The following is a 19455-nucleotide window of genomic DNA, read 5'->3' on the forward strand; positions in this document are numbered from 1 at the left end:
TGGCCGAGACTAGGCCCGGGCCGGATACTCGGCAACCCGGCCCCGCCCGCCCACGTTCGGCGCGGAGCAAGGAAAGGGCCGCCAATGCCACGCAACGCCAGCGAGATCGTCATCGATACGCTGCACGCCTGGGGCGTCGATACCATCTTCGGCCTGGCCGGGGACGGCATCAACGGCGTGGTGGAGGCGCTCCGCACCCGCCAGGACCGCATCCGCTTCGTCGCCGTCCGGCACGAGGAGAGCGCCGCCTTCATGGCCGCCGCCTATGCCAAGTGGACCGGCAGGATCGGCTGCTGCTTCGCTACCACCGGCCCCGGCGGCCTCCATTTGCTGAACGGCCTCTATGACGCGAAGCTCGACCTCGCGCCGGTGGTGGCGCTGACCGGCCTGCCCTATCACGACCTGGCCGATACCTTCACCCAACAGGACGTCCCGCTCGACCGCGTCTTCGCCGATGTCGCGGTCTACAACACCCGCATTATGGGCGCCGCCCAGGCGGAGGCGGTGACGAGCCTCGCCTGCCGCACCGCGCTGGCCCGCCGCGGCGTCGCCCATCTGGCGCTGGCGACCGACACGCAGGAGGAGTCGGAGGACGAGGCCTCGCCCCGCGGCTCCGCCCAGACCGCCGGCACGCGGTGGCAGGACGGCCTCCGCCTGCCCGACCCGGCCGAGGTGGAGAAGGCGGCCGAGATCCTGAACGGTGCCCGGCGCGTGGCGATCCTCGCCGGCCGCGGCGCCCTCGATGCGAAGGCGGAGCTGGAGCAGACGGCGCAGCTGCTCGGCGCCCCGGTGGCGAAGGCGCTGCTCGGCAAGGCGGTGCTGCCGGACGACCATCCCTACACCACCGGCGGCATCGGCTACTACGGCACCTTCGGCACCCATGCCGTGATGGCGGAATGCGACGCGCTGCTGATCGTCGGCTCCACCTTCCCCTATGTCGAGTACTACCCGAAGCCCGGCCAGGCGCGGATCGTCCAGATCGACCGCGACCCGCAGCGCATCGGCCTCCGCCAGGCAGCCGAGGCCGGCCTCGTCGGCGATGCCAGGGCGGCGCTCGAGATGCTGAACGCCCGGCTCCGCCGCAAGGAGGATCGCGGTTTCCTCGAGCGCGCCCAGGCCGAGACCCGGCGCTGGTATGAGACGCTGCGCGCCGCCGAGGAGAGCCCGCGCCTGCCGATGAACCCCTCCGCCCCCGTCGCCGCCTTCGGCGCGCGGCTGCCGGCGGATGCGGTGGTGGTCTCCGACAGCGGCCACCATACCGGCCTTGTCGCGCGGCACATGCGGCTCGGCCCGGGGCATGATTTCGGCGTCTCCGGCCTGCTCGCCTCCATGGCCTGCGCCATCCCCTATGCGGTGGCCGCCGGCTGCGCCTTCCCCGGCCGGCCGATCTTCGGCGTCATCGGCGATGGCGGGCTGTCGATGCAGCTCGGCGAGTTCGCCACCGCCGTTGCCATGAAGCTGCCGCTCAAGCTCCTGGTGCTGCGCAACGGCTCGCTCGGCCAGATCAAGTGGGAGCAGATCCTCTTCCTCGGCCACCCGGAATTCGGCTGCGAGGTGCCGGTGATCGACTTCGCCCGCGCGGCCGAGGCCATGGGTGGCCGCGGCTTCACGGTGGAGGACCCGGCGCAGCTCGGCGCCGTGCTGGACCAGGCGATGGCGGCGGAAGGCCCGGTCATCATCCAGGCCATCGTCGACCCGAACGAGCCGCTCCTCCCGGCCGTCGTCTCCGAGGCCTACGCCAAGCATCTCGGGAAGGCGCTGAAGGAGGGAACCAAGGATGCCGGTGCCATCGAGCAGGCGCTGGAACGCGAGCCCTCGCGCTCCATGATGGGCGAACAGGCCGCCCTCGTCCCCAAGCCGTAGCCCCGCGGCGAACCACTGACCCTTCCCGGCCCACGATGCCCCCCTTCCCCATGACAATGCGCCAGGAATGGTCCCGTGGCTGAGCCCCGCATCGGCCTTCCAGCCGCACCGAGGGAGATGCGCACCCTCATCCAGGCGCGGGACTGGTCGGCAACGCCGCTCGGCCCCGCCGAAGCCTGGCCGCAATCCCTTCGGACGACGGTGGAGATCCTGCTCGCGCACAGCATCCCCATGGTCGCGCTCTGGGGCGAGGATCTGGTCCAGATCTACAACGACGGCTACCGCGTCCTGATGGGCGACAAGCACCCGGCCGGCCTCGGCCAGCCCAACCGCGACTGCTGGCCCGAGATCTGGCACATCAACGAGCCGATCTTCCGTCGGGTGCGGCACGGCGAGACCCTGACCTTCGAGGACAGGCTCGACCCGATCGCGCGCCATGGGTCCTCCGGGGAGGCCTGGTTCCGCCCCATCTACAGCCCGCTCCGCGACGAGGCGGGCGCCATCGCCGGCGTGCTCGTCACGATCGTCGAGACGACGGCCCGGATGAAGGCCAGGGCGGCACGGGAGGAGAGCGAGCGGCGCCTGGGCGGGATGGTCGCCGCCAGCGGCCTGTCCTCGGATTTCCGCGCCCTGTTCGAGGCCGCGCCGGCGCCCTTCCTGGTCGTCGCCCCGCCCGACCTGCAGATCGTGGCCGCGAACGACGCCTATCTCCGCGCCACCATGACCGACCGGGCGACGCTGCTGGGCCGGATGGTCTTCGACGCCTTTCCGGACGATCCAGTCGATCCCGACCGGAGCGGCGTCGCCAATCTCCGCGCCTCCTTCGAGCGGGTGATCGCCACGCGCGGCACCGATGTGATGCCGGTCCAGCGCTACCCGATCCGTCGGCCGGCCGAGCTGGGCGGCGGCTTCGAGGAACGCTGGTGGGCTCCTGTCAATTCCCCGGTCCTGGGCCACGACGGCGAGATCGTCTTCATCATCCACCGGGTCGAGGACGTCACCGCGCAGATCCGGGCCAAGGCGGCGCAGCGCCGGAGCGAGGAGCGGTTCCGCCTGATCGTCGAGAACACGCATGACTACGCCATCTTCACCACCGATGCCGAGGACCGGATCGATGCCTGGTTCCCCGGCGCGGCCCGCGTCTTCGGCTGGAGCGCGGAGGAGGCGATCGGACAACCGAGCGCCATCCTCTTCACCCCCGAAGACCGGGAGCAGGGCGTGCCCGAGACGGAGGCCGAGGTCGCCCGGCGGGACGGCGTGACGCCCAATGCGCGCTGGTACATGCGCAAGGACGGCGCCCGCATCGTCATCGAGGGAAGCACGCGGGCGTTGCGCGGGCCGGATGGAGCCCTGCAGGGCTTCATCAAGATCGGCCAGGACGTGACCGAGCGGCGGGCCTCCGAGGAGCGTCAGCGGCTGCTGATGCGCGAGGTGGACCACCGGGCGAAGAACGCGCTCGCGGTGGTGCAGACCGTGCTGCGGCTGACGCGGGCCGACGACATGCCGTCCCTCGTGAGGGCCATCGAGGGCCGCGTGGCCGCATTGGCGCGCGCCCAGACCCTGCTGGCCGACCAGCGCTGGCACGGCGCCGATCTGCGCATCGTCCTCCTCGGGGAGCTGGCGCCATTCCTCGTCGGCCAGCGGGCGGATCTCAGCGGGCCGGAGGTGTTCCTGCCGGCCGCCATGGCGCAACCGATGGCCATGGCGGTGCATGAGCTGGCGACCAACGCGCTGAAGCACGGTGCCCTCTCGGTGCCGGAGGGGCGGATCGCCGTCGCCTGGTCGCTGACCGGGATCAGCCCCGGCGTGCTGCGGCTGCGCTGGTCGGAGGCGGGCGGGCCACCCGTCATCGGGACGCCCAGGAGGCGCGGCTTCGGCTCCCGCGTGCTCGAAGGCACTGTCCGCAACCAGCTCGGCGGCGGCGTGACGCTGCACTGGGAGAGGAGCGGCCTGATCTGCGAGGTCGAGGTGCCTCTCCGCCGCGGCGGTTGAGGCGCGATCGCCGGGGGCCGTCCGGCCCCCGGCGCCCCGCCCTACCCCACCACCATCGCGGTGAAGGGCCAGACATAGGCCTGCAGCATCACCAGCAGGCCGACCAGCACCGCCAGGACGATGGAGTGGAAGAAGACGAAGCGCAGGATCGTCCCCTCCTGCCCGAACCAGTTGGTCGCGGTGGAGGCGACGACGATGCTCTGTGCATCGATCATCTTGCCCATCACGCCGCCCGATGAATTGGCCGCCGCCATCAGCACCGGCGAGAGGCCGAGCTGCTGCGCGGTGATCTTCTGCAGCCCGCCGAACAGCACGTTGGAGGCGGTGTCCGAACCGGTCAGCGCCACCCCGAGCCAGCCCAGCAGCGTCCCGAAGAGCGGGAAGAGGAAACCGGTCGAGGCGAAGGCGAGGCCCATCGTCGCATCCAGTCCCGAATAGCGTGTCAGCGTCCCGAGGCCGAGCATGGCGCCGATGGTGACAAGGCTGAGCCGCACCTTCCAGATCGTCCGCCCATACTCGGCGATCAGGGCGAAGGGCGAGAAGCGCATCAGCAGCCCGGCGACGATGGCCGAGAGCAGGATGCCCGTGCCCGTCATCGACAGGATGTTGAAGGCCCAGACCGCCGCCTCGGGCGTCGCCCGCTCCACCACCGGCGGCGCCTTCACCACCGCATTGTGCAGCCCCTCGATCGGGAAGCTGGTGGTGAAGATGCCGTTCAGCGTCGCGCGCACGCCGGGCAGGCCCCAGGCGAAGACGAAGACGGTGAGGATCAGCCAGGGCATCCAGGCCCGCACCAGCGCGGCGCGGTCGAGCACGCCCACCGCCATCGGCGGCACGGCCGGCGCCGTCCCCGCGCTCGGGTCCCGGCCGCGCAGGCCGGGGCTGGTCCAGATCTCGCGCGGCTGCCAGACGCGCAGGAAGCCGACGAGGCAGCCCATGCAGACCAGCGCCGAGATCACGTCCACCAGCATCGGGCCGACATAATTGCTGACCAGGAATTGCGGGATGGCGAAGCTGACGCCGGTGACGAGGATGGCGGGCCACACGTCCCGCATCGCCCGGAAACCGGCGAAGGCCCAGATCAGCCAGAAGGGCACGATCAGGCTGAAGAAGGGCAGCTGCCGCCCGATCATCGCCGAGAGGTCATAGAGGTCGAGCCCGGTGACGGCCGAAAGCGCGATGATCGGCGAGCCGAGCGCGCCGAAGGCGACCGGCGCCGTATTGGCGATGAGCGACAGGCCCGAGGCTGCCAGCGGCGAGAAGCCGAGGCCGATCAGGATCGCCGCCGTCACCGCGACCGGTGTGCCGAAGCCCGCCGCGCCCTCGAAGAAGGCGCCGAAGGCGAAGGCGATCAGCAGCAATTGCAGCCGCCGGTCCGGCGTCACTCCCGCAATGGCTTTCTGCAGGATGGCGAAGCTGCCATTCGCCACGGTCAGTCGATAGAGGAAGATGATGTTCAGCACGATCCAGCCGATGGGGAACAGGCCGGAGAGGATGCCAAGGCCCGCGGCACGCAGCGCCATCCCGCCCGGCATGCCGAAGACGAGGCTGGCGCAGAGCACGGCGACGACGAGGGCGATGATCGCCGCCCAATGCGCCGCGATGCGCAGGAAGGCGAGCGCCACCAGCATGACGACGACGGGCAGTGCGGCAACGACAGTAGACAGGGCGATGCTGCCCAAGGGATCGTAAACCTGGGTCCAGGTCATTCGGAAACTTTCCGTATTGGTCTCGGTTCGTGACGAGGTGCGGCGAGGGACAGCCACCGCCGGCATGAATGGACCAGCCCTTTCCCACCTGCAACAGCACCTCCCCATGGGTTGACGCGCCCGCGCACCGGCTGCCACGATCCATCCCACTCGGGAGAGAAGACGCCGCACGGCCCATCGGAGGCCTCGGCATGCGCACCACCACCATTACCCGTCGGTCCCTGCTCGGCGCCGCCGCCGCGTTGCCCCTCTGGGATCCCGCGCGCGCGCAGGCTCCCGCCCAGGGCGGCACGCTGCGCGTCGGCATGACGCTCGCCGCCATCCCGCTCTCGAACGGGTGCCCGGACCAGGGCGGCGAAGGCCAGCGCTTCATGGGCATCACGCTCTACAACTTCCTCGTCGAATGGGACCTGACCCAGGCCGACCGGCCGAGCGGCCTCAAGCCCGGCCTTGCCACGGCCTGGCAGGTCGATCCGGCGAACCCGAAGCGCTGGTGGTTCGAGATCCGCCAGGGCGTGCGCTTCCATGACGGCAAGACCCTCACCGCCGAGGACGTGGCCTTCAGCTTCGACCGCGCCTTCCGCCGCGACGCGCCCTGGTTCGACAGCCGCGCCAATGCGCAGGTGCAGCTCCGCATGCCGACACTGGCGGATTGGGGCGCCGAGGGGCCGGACCGCTTCTGGCTGGAAACCATCTACCCCGACAGCACCGTGCCCTATGGCACCGTCTATATCGGCATCACCCACAAGGGCGCCTGGGAAGCGGCGGGCAGGTCCTGGGATGCCTATCTCAACCGCCCCGTCGGCACCGGTCCCTGGAAGCTCGAGAGCTTCGCCATCCGCGAGCGCGCCGTGCTTGTCCGCAACGCCGACCATTGGGAGGCGGCGCGCATCCCGCGCTGCGAGCGCCTGGTGCTGCTGCCGCTGCCGGATGCGAATACCCGCGTCGCCGCGCTGCGCAGCGGCCAGGTCGATTTCATCGAGGCGCCGCCGCCCGATGCCCTCGCCTCGCTGCGCGCCGCCGGCTTCCAGACGGTGGTGAACGAGTATCCCCACAATTGGACCTGGCACTTCTCCATGCTGGAGGGCTCGCCCTGGCGCGATGTCCGGGTGCGGAAGGCGGCCAACCTCGCCATCGACCGCGCGGGCATGAAGGCGATGCTCGGCGGCACCATGCTGGAGGGCGCGGGCATCGTCACGCCGGACAGCCCCTGGTACGGCACACCCTCCTTCAAGCTCGACTACGCGCCCGACAAGGCCCGCGCCCTGCTCGCCGAGGCCGGCTTCGGCCCGCGCAACCCGCTGCGGACGAAGGTCGCCATCTCCGCCGGCGGCTCCGGCCAGATGCAGCCGCTGGCGATGAACGAGGTGGTGCAGCAGAACCTCAAGGATGTCGGCATCGAGGTCGATTTCGAGGTGGTGGAGTGGAATTCGCTGCTCGTCACCCGGCGGGAGGGCGCGGCCAAGTCGGCCCAGCGCGGCGTCGCCGCCATCAACGTCTCCTATGGCGCGGGCGACCCGTTCAGCGGCTTCATGCGGATCATGAAGGCCGACATGGCCGCGCCCGTCGGCGGCAACTGGGGCAACCTCAACGACCCGGTGCTGGAGCCGATGTTCAAGGCCGCCTACGAGGCGATGGACCCGGCCGAGCAGGACCGCATCCTCGCCCGCATCCATACGCGGGTGGTGGACGAGGCGCTGTTCCTCTTCGTCGCCCATGACCTCAACCCGCGCGCCATGAGCCGTCGCGTAAGGGGCTTCGTCCAGGCCCGCAACTGGTCGCAGGACCTGACGCCGATCAGCCTGTCCTGAACAAGGAGAATGCCCTTGCCCGAAGAGATGGAGCTCGACTTCCAGTCGGCCCTGCGCGTCGCCGGCATCACCCTGCCGGAGGACCGCTACCCCGTCATGCTCGACGCCTACCGCTCCTACCGCGCCCTCGTCGAGATCCTCGACGAGCCGATGCCCTATGCGGAGGAACCGGCGGCCGCGCCGCGCCTCGCCCCGAGCCCGCGCCGATGACCGCGCCCGTGGCTCCTCCCCCGGTCCCGGGCCTCGCCGAGGCCTCGGCCGGCATCGCCGCCGGCACCCTCTCGCCCATTGCCCTGTGCGAGCAGGCGCTGGCCCGCATCGCCGCGCTCGACCCGGCGCTCGACGTCTTCATCACCCTGACCGCGGAGCGCGCCCGCGCCGCGGCGGCCACGGCGGAGGCGGAGATCAAGGCCGGCCGCCGGCGCGGCCCGCTGCACGGCATCCCCTATGCGCTGAAGGACATCTACGACGTCGCCGGCCTGCCGACGACGGCGCATTCCCGCGTGCTGATCGGCCGCAACGCCCCGGTCGAGGACAGCGACGCCGCCGCCAGGCTGGAAGCCGCCGGCATGGTGCTGCTCGGCAAGCTGGCGACGCATGAATTCGCCCGCGGCGGCGTCCGCGACGAGGACCTGCCCTTCCCGCGCGCCAAGAACCCGTGGAACCCGGCGCATTTCGCCGGCGGCTCCTCCTCCGGCTCCGGTGCCGGCGTCTCGGCGGGCATGATGGCGCTGGCCATGGGGTCCGATACCGGCGGCTCCATTCGCCTGCCCGCCGCCTTCTCCGGCTGCGTCGGGCTGAAGCCGACCTATGGCCGCCTCAGCCGTCGTGGCGTGGTGCCACTCTCCTTCGGCATGGACCATACCGGCCCGCTGACCCGCAGCGTCGAGGATTGCGCCCTGGCGATGGGGGTGCTCGCCGGCCACGACCCGGCCGACCCTGGCTCCGCCGATGTCCCGGTCGATGACTACCTCGGCCATCTCCGCGACGGCGTCCGCGGCCTTCGCCTCGGCTATGCCCGCGCCTATGGCATCGAGGGCGGCATCGATGCCGGGATGCAGGCGGCGACGGATGCGGCGGTCGAGGTGCTGCGCGGCCTCGGCGCCGAGGTGGTCGAGGTCACGCTGCCGCCGATCCGCCGCTTCGAGGCCGCGGCCTGGACCATCATCCATGCCGAGAGCTTCGCCATCCACCAGCAGGATCTCCGCACCCGTCCCGAGGCCTATGGCCGCACGACGCGGGAGCGCATCATGCTCGGCGCCTTCGTCACCGGGCCGCACTACGTCCAGGCCCAGCGCCTCCGCCACGCCCTGACGCGGGAGGTGGATGCGCTCTTCGGCGAGGTGGATGCCATCCTCTCCGCCCCTGCCCATGGCGCCGCGCCCCTCGCGGCCGAGTCCGATGACGGCCCCTGGCGCCGCGCCCAGCCCATCACCGCCGCCTTCAACGTCACCGGCCACCCGGCGCTCTGCCTGCCCGCCGGCTTCGCCGCCAACGGCCTGCCGCTCTCGCTGCAGATCACCGGCCGCGCCTTCGCCGAGGCCGAGGTGCTGCGCATCGGCCATGCCTTCGAGCAGGCGACGGAATGGCACATGCGCCGGCCGCCGGAGGCCTACGCATGACGGACGAGCCCTGCTTCCTGACGATCGCCGAGGCCGCCCGCCGCATCGCCAGGCGCGCCCTCTCGCCCGTGGAGCTCACCGAGGCCTATCTCGCCCGCATCGCCGCGCATGACGGGGTACTCCGCAGCTACATCCGCGCGACACCCGAGGCCGCGCTCGCCGCCGCCCGCCAGGCCGAGGCCGAGATCATGCAGGGTGGCCCACGCGGCCCGCTGCACGGCATCCCCTTCGCGCTGAAGGACATCTTCGACAGCGCGGGCCTGCCGACCACCGGCCATTCCGCCCGCTGCGTCGGCAACATCGCCGCCGAGGATGCCGAGGCGACCGCGCGCCTGAAGGCCGCCGGCGCCGTCCCCCTCGGCAAGCTGGCGACGCATGAATTCGCCACCGGCGGCCCCTCCTGGGACCTGCCCTTCCCGCCCGCCCGCAACCCCTGGGACCTGACGCGCTTCCCCGGCGGCTCCTCCTCCGGCTCCGGCGTGGCCGTGGCGGCGGGCCTCGCGCCGGGGGCCATGGGGTCGGATACCGGCGGCTCCATCCGCCTGCCCGCCGCCTTCTGCGGCACGGCCGGGCTCAAGCCCAGCTATGGCCGCGTCAGCAAGCGCGGCGTGCTGCCGCTCTCCTATACCCTCGACAATGCCGGCCCGCTGGCCTGGACGGTCGAGGATTGCGCCATCCTGCTCCAGGCCATCGCCGGGCATGACCCGCGCGACCCGGCCAGCGCCGATCTCCCGGTGCCGGACTACCGTGCCGATCTGCATGCCGGCATCAAGGGGATGAGGATCGGCCTCGTCCGCCACTGGTACGAGGCGGACCGCCGCGCCAGCGACCCCACTATCACCGCCATGGACGCCGCCGTGGAGGTCCTGCGCAGCCTCGGCGCCGAGGTGCGGGAGGTGACGCTCCACCCCCTCGCCGCCTACCAGGCCACCATGCGCGTCACCGGCGCCGCCGAGAGCTTCGCCATCCATGCCGACTGGCTCCGCAGCCAGCCAGGGGACTATGGCGAGGTCTTCCGCTACCGCATCCTGCCCGGCGCCCTCATCACCGGCCCCGACTACGTTCAGGCCCAGCGCTTCCAGCGCCTGCTTGCCGCGGAGATGCGGGCCGCGCTCGGCGAGGTCGATGCCCTGCTCACCGCCACCACCTGGGGCGAGGCGCCGGTGATGACGGAGATGCGGGCGGAGGCCAATTTCGCCGCACCGCCGCTGACCAACCCGTGGAACGTCGCCCAGCTGCCCTGCCTCGCCCTCTGCTGCGGCTTCGGGCCGGGCGGGTTGCCCCTGTCCCTGCAATTCGCGACGCGCCCCTTCGCCGAGGCGCTGCTGCTCCGCATCGGCCAGGCCTATGAGGCCGCGACGCCCTGGCGCGCCCGCCGCCCCGTCATCCCCGCCGAAGCGCCGCCCGAATACCCCGTCAGCCAGGCCGCCCCGCCGCCCGAGGCGGATTGGGCCGCCACCATCGCCGCTCTGGCCGGGCATGCCGCCATCGCCCCCGACGCGGCGCAGTTCGCCCAACTCGCCGAGGCCATGCCGCATCTCGACGCCATGATCGCCGCCCTGCCGCGCAGCCTGCCCTTCGGCGCCGAGCCGGCCAACAGCACCTTCCTGGAGTAAGCGCGATGCCGCCGCTGACCATCGCCGAGGCCGCCCGCCGCATCGCCACGCGCGACCTCTCCCCGGTCGAGCTGACCGAGGCGCTGCTCGCGCGGATCGAGGCGCTCGACCCGCAGCTCAACGCCTATATCCGCCCGACGCCCGAGCTCGCCCTGCGCCAGGCCCGCGCGGCGGAGGCGGAGATCGCCGCCGGCCGGTATCGCGGGCCGATGCACGGCATCCCCTTCGCGCTGAAGGACATCTTCTCCACCGCCGGCATCCCGACCACCGGCCATTCCCGCAGCGCCATCGACCATGTCCCGGCCGAGGACGCGCATACCGTCGCCAGGCTCCACGAAGGTGGCGGCGTGCTGCTCGGCAAGCTGGCGACGCATGAATTCGCCCATGGCGGGCCGAGCTTCGACCTGCCCTGGCCGCCGGCGCGCAACCCGTGGAACACCGCGCATGTCACCGGCGGCTCCTCCTCCGGCTCCGGCGCCGCGGTCGCGGCCGGGCTCGCCCTCGGGGCGATGGGGTCGGATACCGGCGGCTCCATCCGCAACCCGGCCGCGCTCTGCGGCATCGCCGGCCTGAAGCCGACCTATGGTCTGCTCAGCCGCCGCGGCGTCTGGACCAACTCCTTCAGCTACGACCATGCCGGCCCCATGGCCTGGACCGTCGAGGATTGCGCGCTGATGCTCGGCGCGCTCGCCGGGCATGACCCGCTCGACCCCGCCAGCGCCGACCGCCCCGTGCCCGACTACCGGGCGGCGCTGACCGGCGACATCCGCGGCCTCCGCATCGGCGTGCTGCGGGATCTCTATGAGCGCGACGTGCCCATCCCCGCCCCGGCCCGCGAGGCGATGGAGGCGGCGCTCGAGGTGTTGCGCGGCCTCGGCGCCGTGCTGGAGGATGTCACCATCCGCCCCGCCGCCGACTACTACGCAGTGAAGGTGCTGACCGCCGAGAGCGAGCTCTACGCCGTCCACGAGCAGGGGCTGCGCGAGCGGCCGGGCGAGTTCGGCGAGGATTTCCTGGGCCGGTCCCTCGCCGCCATCCTCATCCGCGCAGAAGATTACATGCAGGCGCAGCGCGAGCGCCGCGTCATACTCGCGGAATTCGCCCCGCTCTACGCCCGCTACGACGCGCTGGTCACGGCCGGCCCCGGCCCCGCCCCGCGCTTAGAGAGCTGGCGCACCATCCATTTCTGGCAGAAGGGCTCGCTGACCACGCCGTTCAACGTCGGCGGCGGCCCGGCGCTCGCGCAATGCATCGGCTTCACGCCGGAGGGCCTGCCGCTCGCCATGCAGGTGGTCGGCCGCCCCTTCGACGACGCCAAGGTGCTGCGGATCGGCCATGCCTATGAGCGGGCGACACCCTGGCGCGACCGCCGCCCCGCGCTCACCCCCGGCGCCACCCCGCCGCCCCTGCCCCCGGTGCCGGACCCGACCCCGGCCGGGATCGGCCAGGCCGAGCGCGACCGGATCGCGCTGATCGCCCGCCGCGCCGGCCTCAGCCTGAACGAGCGGCAGTTCGAACTGCTTTGCGCGGCCGCTCCCTATGTGGAACAGATGGCCGGCCGGCTGCGCCGGCCCCGTTCCTTCACCGAGGAGCCGGCGAGCATCTTCCGCTTCGGAGCCATCTGAGACCCATGCCAGCCCCCGTCCCGCCCCCAGTGCCACCGGGCGTCATCGGCCACAACCGCAGCCTCGTCACCCGGAACTACGCCGTGCTGCCGCCGGAGGGGATGTTCCCGAGCGTCCTGCCCTGGCTGACCAAGGCCGCCGTCTTCTACCAGACGAGCCCGGTGATGGGCGCCCGCTTCGCGCAAGGGAGGCTCGAGGCCGAGCCCGGCGGCGGCACCACCGCGCCGCGCCAGGACGGGCTGGAGCACTTCCTCTACATCCTCGCCGGCACGCTCGACGTTGCCGCCGACAGCAGCAGCACCACGCTGGAGGCAGGCGGCTTCGCCTATATCCCGGCCGGCGCCACCTGGAGCCTGCGCAATGGCGGAACGGAGCTGACCAGGGCCGTCTGGATCACCCGCCCCTATGTCCCCGCCGAGGGCGTCGCCCCGCCCGAGCCGCGCTTCGGCTCGCGCGACACCACGCCGGTCACCCGCGTCGATGACAGCGGCCGCTGGCGGCAATACCTGCTCGGCACGCTCGACATGTCCATGGACTTCGAGATGAACATCATGGGCTTCGACCGCGGCACGCATTTCCACTGCGTCGAGACCCATATCTTCGAGCATGGCCTGGTCATGCTCGAAGGCCAGGGGCTTCAGCTCCTCGACCGCGACTGGCACGAAATTTGGGAGGGCGATTTCGTGTGGATGGGCTCCTTCGTGCCGCAGCAGTTCTACTGCACCGGCTGGGGCGGGGCTGCCTATCTCCTCTACAAGGACGTCAACCGAGAGGTCGTATTCTAGCCATGCAGGCGCCTGCCCCTTCGACGATGATGCATCTCTCGGCACGTTCGGATGCGAAGGGGCTGCGCCAGCTGGCCGTCCATTGCGCCCTGCTGCTCGGCTCGGGCCTGCTGGTGGCGCTGGCCGAGGGCTGGTGGAAGGCGCCGGCGGTGCTGCTGCTCGGCATCGCCCAGGCCGCGCTCTTCGCCCCGCTGCATGAGACGGTGCATTTCACCGCCTTCGCCAATCGCCGGCTGAATGCGGTGGTCGGCTGGGCGGCGGGTGCCTTCTCGTTGTTCAACTGGCATTTCTACCAGCAATTCCACCTGGCCCATCACCGCCACACCCAGGACCCCGCGAAGGATCCGGAGCTGACGCCGCCGCCGCCCACCCGCCTGCCCGGCTATCTGGTGAAGATGCTGGCGCTGCCCTACTGGCGCGGGCGCGGCCGCAACCTCTGGGACGGCCTGCGCGGCGATCTCAGCGCCTATGATTTCATCAACCCGGCCACCGCCCCGCGCGTCATCCGCAGCATGCGGGCGATGGTGGCGACGGTGCTCGGCCTCGCCATCCTCTCCGGCCTCGTCTTCGGCTGGCAGGCGCCGCTGCTTTTCTGGCTGCTGCCGCAGCTCGTCGGCCAGCCCCTGCTGCGCCTCTACCTCTTCACCGAGCACACCGGCTGCTCGATGGACCGCAACGGGCTGACCAACACCCGCACCATGCTGACGACGCCGCTGATGCGCCTGCTGATGTGGAACATGCCCTTCCACGCCGAGCACCACCTCTACCCCTTCATCCCCTTCCACCGCCTGGGCGAGGCGCATGCCCTGCTGCGCGACCGGCTGGCCCATGTGCATCCCGGCTATGCCAGCTGGCATGCCGAGCACCTGAAGACGATGCGCGCATGACGGCGCAGGACGGGGTCTTCGAACTCGGCGACTGGCCGCTGCATCGCGGCGGCACGCTGCCCGGCGCGCGCATCGTCTGGAAATCCCACGGCACGCTGAACGCGGCCCGGGACAATGTCGTCCTCTACCCCACCAGCTACGGCGCCCAGCACCCGGACCTCGAATGGCTGATCGGGCCGGATGGCATCCTCGACCCGACGCGCTGGTTCATCGTAATCCCCAACATGTTCGGCAACGGGCTCTCCACCTCGCCCTCGAACAACCCCGGCTGGCCGGCCCTCGTCACCGCCTGGGACAATGTGCGCGCCCAGCGGCGCCTGCTGGCCGAGGTCTTCGGCGTGGAGCGCCTGCACGCCGTCTATGGCTGGTCGATGGGCGCGCAGCAGGCCTATCACTGGGCCGCCGCCTTCCCCGAGGCCGTCGCCCGCATCGTCGTCAATTGCGGCAGCGCCCGCACCGCGGTCCACAACCAGGTCTTCCTCCGCAGCCAGATGGCGGTGCTGGAGGCCGCGCCCGAATATGACGGGCGGGGCGGCTTCTCCGCCCAGCCCGCCGCGGCCCTCCGCGCCTTCGGCCGTGTCTATGCCGGCTGGGCGCTGAGCCAGGATTTCTACCGCGCCAACCTCCACCTCACCGCCCTCGGCGCCCCCGATCTCGAGACCTTCCTCCGCACCGATTGGGAGGAGCGCTTCGCCCGCCGCGCCGCCGCCGACCTGCTCGCCCAGCTCCGCACCTGGGATGCCGGCGACATCGCCGATGGCGGCGACCTGCCCGCCGCGCTCGCCGCCATCCAGGCCCGCGTGCTGCTGCTGCCCTCCGCCACGGATCTCTATTTCCGCGTCGCCGACAATGAGGCGGAGCTGCCGCATCTGAGGCATGGCAGGCTCTCGGTCATCCCCAGCATCTGGGGCCACCGCGCCGGCAATCCGGGGCCCAGCCCGGCGGATGCCGCTTTCATCAAGGCCGAGGTCCGGGCGCTGCTCGACAGCTGAGTTGCCTCGGTCGCGATCTTGTCATGCACCCGGTCGCCGGTTGATGACCGAACCGTTCTAGAATCGGTGATCACGACAAGAGGCGCATGCCATCGAGCCGGTAGCGTGCCTGTCCCGCCGCCGGAGGACCAGAATGGAGACCCGAGACGTCGAGGCGCCGCCGCGCCTCCGCCGCCCGTCGTCCTTGCGTCCGGCCGCATCCCTGCTGGCCGCGCTGATGGCCCTTCTCCTCGCCGGCTGTGACAGCCATGAGGAGGAGTTGCCGCCCGACATGACCCCGACCGTCACCGTCCAGCCGCCCGTCCGGCAGCAGGTGACCGACTGGGATGAGTTCACCGGCCGCGTCGTCCCCACCGAGCGGGTCGAGCTGCGCGCGCGCGTCAGCGGCTACCTCGACACCATCGCCTTCACGGATGGCCAGATCGTCCGCCGCGGCGACCTGCTCTTCCGCATCGACCGCCGCCCCTTCGAGGCCGCGGTGACCGAGGCCGAGGCCCGCCTCACCGCCGCCCGCTCCCAGGTCACCCTGTCGGAGCGGGAATTCGCCCGCGCCACCAACCTGCTGCAGTACCGCGCCGGGTCGGAGGCCAATCTCGAGCAGCGCACCCAGGCGCTGGAAGCCGCCCGCGCCGCGGTCGTCCAGGCCGATGCCAGCCTGCAGCGCGCCAGGCTCGACCTCGAATTCACCGAGATCCGCGCCCCCCAGGCCGGCCGCATCGGCCGCCACCTGGTCAGCCCCGGCAACCTCGTCTCCGGCGGCGAGGCGAGCAACGCCACGCTGCTCGCCGTCATCGTCACCATGGACCCGATCGATGTCAGCTTCGACATCGACCAGGCGGCCGCCCTCCGCTACGCCCGGCTGGCCGAACGCGGCGGCCGCCCCTCCTCGCGCGACATGGCCAATCCGGTGCAGCTGGCGCTGGCCGACGAGACCGGCTTCCCGCATACGGGCCGCGTCGTCTTCGTCGACAACGAGGCGGATGCCGGCACCGGCACCATCCGCCTCCGCGCCCGCTTCGCCAACCCGCGCGACCTGCTGCTGCCCGGCGTCTTCGCCCGCATCCGGCTGGTCGCCAGCGCGCCCTACCAGGCGCTGCTGTTGCCCGAAGCCGCCATCGCCACCGACCAGTCCCGCCGCATCGTCTACGTCCTGGCGCCGGGCGACATGCTGGAGATGCGCCCGGTGGAGCTCGGCCCGCTGCATGACGGCATGCGGGTGATCCGCACCGGCCTCAAGGGCGATGAGGAGATCGTCGTCACCGGCCTGACCCGCGCCCGCGCCGGCCAGGTCGTCGCCCCGCGACGCGCCGCCGCGCCCGACCCCCAGCCGGAGGCACGACGCTGAGCAACATCGGCGTCATCTCGGTCCGCCAGCCGGTCCTCGCCTGCGTCCTCTCGCTGGTGCTGCTGATCATCGGCGGGCTGTCGATGCTCTCGCTGCCGATCTCCGAATATCCGGATGTCGCGCCGCCCACCGTCGTCGTCGCCACCAATTATCCCGGCGCCTCGGCGCAGGTGGTGGCGGATACGGTCGCCACGCCGATCGAGCAGGAGGTGAACGGCACCGAGGGCATGCTCTACATGTCCTCGCAATCGACGGCCGACGGGCGGATGACGCTGACCGTCACCTTCCGCCTCGGCACCGACCCGGACCGGGCACAGATCCTGGTCCAGGGCGCCGTCTCCACCGCCCTGCCCCGCCTGCCGGAGGAGGTGCGGCGCTGGGGCGTCACCACCCGCAAGATCGCCACCGACCGGCTGATGGTGATCTTCGTCACCTCGCCCGACGCATCCTACGACCAGCTCTACGTGTCCAACTTCGCCCTGCGCCAGGTACGGGACGAGCTGCTGCGCATCGACGGCATCGGCGATATCGACATGCAGGGCGCGCGCGACTACGCCATGCGCGTCTGGCTCGACCCCGGCCGGATGGCGGCCAACAGCGTCATCGCCGAGGATGTGGTCGCCGCCATCCAGGCCCAGAATGCCGAGGTCGCCGGCGGCCAGATCGCCGAGCCGCCGGTCGCCGACCAGGCCTTCCAGCCCAACCTCACCTTCCGCGGCCGGCTCGACGACCCGGCGGAGTTCGAGCGCATCGTCGTCCGCGCCGGCGCCGATGGGCGGCTGCTGCGGCTCGGCGATATCGGCCGGGTGGAGCTGGGCGCCGCCTCCTACACCACCGCCAGCACCCTCCAGGGCCGCCCCGCCGTGGCGCTGGCCGTGACCCAGCGCCCAGGCTCCAACGCGCTGGCCACCGCGCAGCAGATCCGCGACCGGCTGGATGCCATCACCCGCGACTTCCCGGCCGGCATCCGCGCCGAGATCGCCTATGACCCGACCCGCTTCGTCGCCGAGAGCGTGCATGAGCTGGCCGTCACCATCGGCGAGGCGGTCGTCCTCGTCGTGCTGGTGGTGCTGCTCTTCCTGCAGAATTGGCGGGCGGCGATGATCCCCATCCTCGCCATCCCGGTCTCGCTGATCGGCACCTTCGGCGTGATGATGGCGCTCGGCTTCACCCTCAACGTGCTGACGCTGTTCGGCCTGGTGCTCGCCGTCGGCATCGTGGTGGATGACGCGATCGTCGTGGTCGAGAATGTCGAGCGCCACCTGGCCGAGGAGCCCTCGGTGGCCGCCGCCGCCGAGCGCACCATGCTCGAGGTCGGCGGGGCGCTGCTCTCGATCGCCCTCGTGCTCTGCGCCGTCTTCGTCCCCACCACCTTCCTCGAGGGCATCACCGGCCGCTTCTTCCGCCAATTCGCCATCACCATCTCGGTGGCGACCGCGCTCTCCTGCTTCTGCTCGCTCACCCTGAGCCCGGCCCTGGCCTCGCTGATCCTCCGCCCGCATGCCCCGAAGCCCGCGGTGCCGCCCGGCGGAGTGCGGCGGCTGGTCGGCTGGCTGCTCGACCGCTTCAACACCGGCTTCGACCGGCTGGCGGATGGATATGGCAACCTCACCCGGCGCGTGGTCGGGCATTCCTTCGCCATGCTCGCCCTCTACGCCCTGCTGATCGCCGGGGCCGGGCTGCTGCTCGTCACCGCCCCGCAAGGCTTCGTGCCGGCGCAGGACCGCGGCTACGCCGTTGTCTCCATCGAGCTGCCGGGCAGCGCCTCCCTCGCCCGCACCACCGCCGTGGTCGAGCGCGCCGCGGCGATCGCGCGCGAGATCCCCGGCATTGCCAGCGTCTCGGCCCTCGCCGGCATCTCGGGCGCCACCAACACGGCGGGCGGCAACCAGGGCATGCTGACGCCGGTCTTCGCGCCCTGGACCGAGCGCCTGCCGCAGCACATCACCTCGGACGGCATCATGCGCGAGCTCCGCCGGCGCCTCGCGGTGCTGGACGAGGCGACGGTGCTCGTCATCCCGCCCCCCGCCGTGCCCGGCCTCGGCAGCGGCGCCGGCTTCGCCCTCCGCCTCGAGGACCGCACCGGCCGCGGCACCGCCATCCTCTCCGCCGCGGCCGATGACCTGGTCGCCGCCCTTCGCCGCGTGCCGGGCCTTGCCGGCGTCTACACCCCCTTCCGCATCGACGCGCCGCTCATCGCCGTCGATATCGACCGCAGCCGGATCGAGATGCTCGGCGTGCCCGTGGCCCGCCTCAGCCAGAGCATCGAGACGCTGCTCGGCTCCTCCTATGTGAACGACTTCACCGCCTATGGCCGCAATTGGCGCGTGGTTGCCCAGGCCTCGCCGGAATACCGCCGGCTGCGGGAGGATCTGAGCCGGCTCCACACCCGCAACGCGCAGGACCAGATGGTGCCGCTGGCCAATGTGATGACGCTGCGCGACATCACCGGCCCGCAGCGCGTGCCGCGCTACAACCTCTACCCGTCCGCCGAGGTCGCCGGCGAGATCCGCCCCGGCTACGGCTCCGCCGCCGTGATCGCCGAGATCGGGCGCATCGCCCGCCGCACCCTGCCCGACGGCATCGGCTTCGACTGGACCGACCTCTCCTACGAGCAGACCCAGAGCGGCAATGCCGGCCTGCTGGTCTTCCCGCTCTGCGTGCTCTTCGTCTATCTGGTGCTGGCGGCGCAGTATGGCTCCTGGAGCCTGCCCTTCGCCGTCATCCTGATCGTGCCGATGTGCCTCCTCACCTCGACCCTCGGCGTCCGCGCCCTCGGGCAGGATGTGAACATCCTCACCCAGATCGGCTTCGTCGTGCTGGTCGGGCTGGCGGCGAAGAACGCCATCCTCATCGTCGAATTCGCCCAGCAGCGCGAGGATGAGGGGCAGAGCCCGCTGGAGGCGGTGGTGGAGGCCTGCCGGATCCGGCTGCGCGCCATCCTGATGACCTCGCTCGCCTTCATCCTCGGCGTGCTGCCGCTGGTCATCGCCAGCGGCGCGGGGGCGGAGATGCGCCGCGCGGTCGGCACGGCGGTATTCTTCGGCATGATCGGCGTGACCGCCTTCGGCCTGCTCTTCACGCCCGTCTTCTACATGGTGATCCGCCGCATCGTCGGCCCGCGCCCCTCGATGCTGCGGCAGATGACGCGGCAGCGGCGCCGGCCGCGCCATCTGCCGGGATAGGCAGGCCCGCCCGGAGGCGGGCC

Annotated in this window: 13 protein-coding genes; 12 read left to right on the plus strand and 1 reads right to left on the minus strand. The window is 71.6% G+C overall.

Annotated features, from left to right (window positions below; genetic code table 11):
* Positions 1 to 84 precede the first annotated feature (84 nt).
* Both BLR02_RS20805 and BLR02_RS20810 read left to right on the plus strand, forming a co-directional pair.
* Complete coding sequence (locus BLR02_RS20805) at positions 85 to 1863, plus strand: thiamine pyrophosphate-binding protein (protein WP_090561425.1); 1779 nt, start codon at positions 85 to 87, stop codon at positions 1861 to 1863.
* Between the two features lie 117 nt (positions 1864 to 1980).
* A complete protein-coding gene (locus tag BLR02_RS20810; protein WP_090561424.1) occupies positions 1981 to 3855 on the plus strand; it encodes a PAS domain S-box protein in 1875 nt (624 codons plus the stop codon).
* Positions 3856 to 3896: 41 nt separating this feature from the next.
* Here BLR02_RS20810 and BLR02_RS20815 read toward each other — a convergent pair whose 3' ends face one another.
* Positions 3897 to 5564: an L-lactate permease gene (locus BLR02_RS20815; protein ID WP_090664518.1), complete on the minus strand. Its 1668-nt coding sequence runs from the start codon at positions 5562 to 5564 to the stop codon at positions 3897 to 3899.
* A gap of 191 nt (positions 5565 to 5755) precedes the next feature.
* Here BLR02_RS20815 and BLR02_RS20820 point away from each other — a divergent pair, with 191 nt between their 5' ends.
* From BLR02_RS20820 to BLR02_RS20865, 10 genes are all read left to right on the plus strand, one after another.
* Positions 5756 to 7375, plus strand: coding sequence for an ABC transporter substrate-binding protein (locus BLR02_RS20820; protein WP_090561421.1), 1620 nt, complete (start codon positions 5756 to 5758; stop codon positions 7373 to 7375).
* A 15-nt stretch (positions 7376 to 7390) separates the two neighbouring features.
* Positions 7391 to 7585 carry a hypothetical protein gene (locus BLR02_RS20825; protein WP_143018224.1) on the plus strand — a complete coding sequence of 65 codons (195 nt, stop codon included), beginning with the start codon at positions 7391 to 7393 and terminating at the stop codon, positions 7583 to 7585.
* Positions 7582 to 8997 (plus strand): amidase, encoded by a 1416-nt coding sequence (locus tag BLR02_RS20830; RefSeq protein ID WP_090664520.1) that lies wholly within the window; start codon positions 7582 to 7584, stop codon positions 8995 to 8997. The genes BLR02_RS20825 and BLR02_RS20830 overlap by 4 nt, the downstream gene beginning before the upstream one ends.
* Entirely contained in the window at positions 8994 to 10613 is a 1620-nt protein-coding gene (locus BLR02_RS20835) for an amidase (protein WP_090664548.1), read from the plus strand. The genes BLR02_RS20830 and BLR02_RS20835 overlap by 4 nt, the downstream gene beginning before the upstream one ends.
* Positions 10614 to 10618: 5 nt before the next feature.
* Positions 10619 to 12238 carry an amidase gene (locus BLR02_RS20840; RefSeq protein ID WP_090664521.1) on the plus strand — a complete coding sequence of 540 codons (1620 nt, stop codon included), beginning with the start codon at positions 10619 to 10621 and terminating at the stop codon, positions 12236 to 12238.
* Positions 12239 to 12243: 5 nt separating this feature from the next.
* Complete coding sequence (allE, locus tag BLR02_RS20845; protein WP_090561411.1) at positions 12244 to 13023, plus strand: (S)-ureidoglycine aminohydrolase; 780 nt, start codon at positions 12244 to 12246, stop codon at positions 13021 to 13023.
* Positions 13024 to 13025: 2 nt separating this feature from the next.
* Complete coding sequence (locus tag BLR02_RS20850; RefSeq protein WP_090664522.1) at positions 13026 to 13910, plus strand: fatty acid desaturase; 885 nt, start codon at positions 13026 to 13028, stop codon at positions 13908 to 13910.
* A complete protein-coding gene (locus BLR02_RS20855; protein WP_090561407.1) occupies positions 13907 to 14902 on the plus strand; it encodes an alpha/beta fold hydrolase in 996 nt (331 codons plus the stop codon). The genes BLR02_RS20850 and BLR02_RS20855 overlap by 4 nt, the downstream gene beginning before the upstream one ends.
* A 133-nt stretch (positions 14903 to 15035) precedes the next feature.
* Complete coding sequence (locus BLR02_RS20860) at positions 15036 to 16247, plus strand: efflux RND transporter periplasmic adaptor subunit (protein WP_176849717.1); 1212 nt, start codon at positions 15036 to 15038, stop codon at positions 16245 to 16247.
* A 14-nt stretch (positions 16248 to 16261) separates the two neighbouring features.
* A complete protein-coding gene (locus BLR02_RS20865; RefSeq protein ID WP_281201102.1) occupies positions 16262 to 19432 on the plus strand; it encodes an efflux RND transporter permease subunit in 3171 nt (1056 codons plus the stop codon).
* Positions 19433 to 19455 lie beyond the last annotated feature (23 nt).

The organism is Belnapia rosea (genome assembly GCF_900101615.1).
In the GTDB taxonomy this organism is placed as follows: Bacteria; Pseudomonadota; Alphaproteobacteria; order Acetobacterales; family Acetobacteraceae; genus Belnapia; species Belnapia rosea.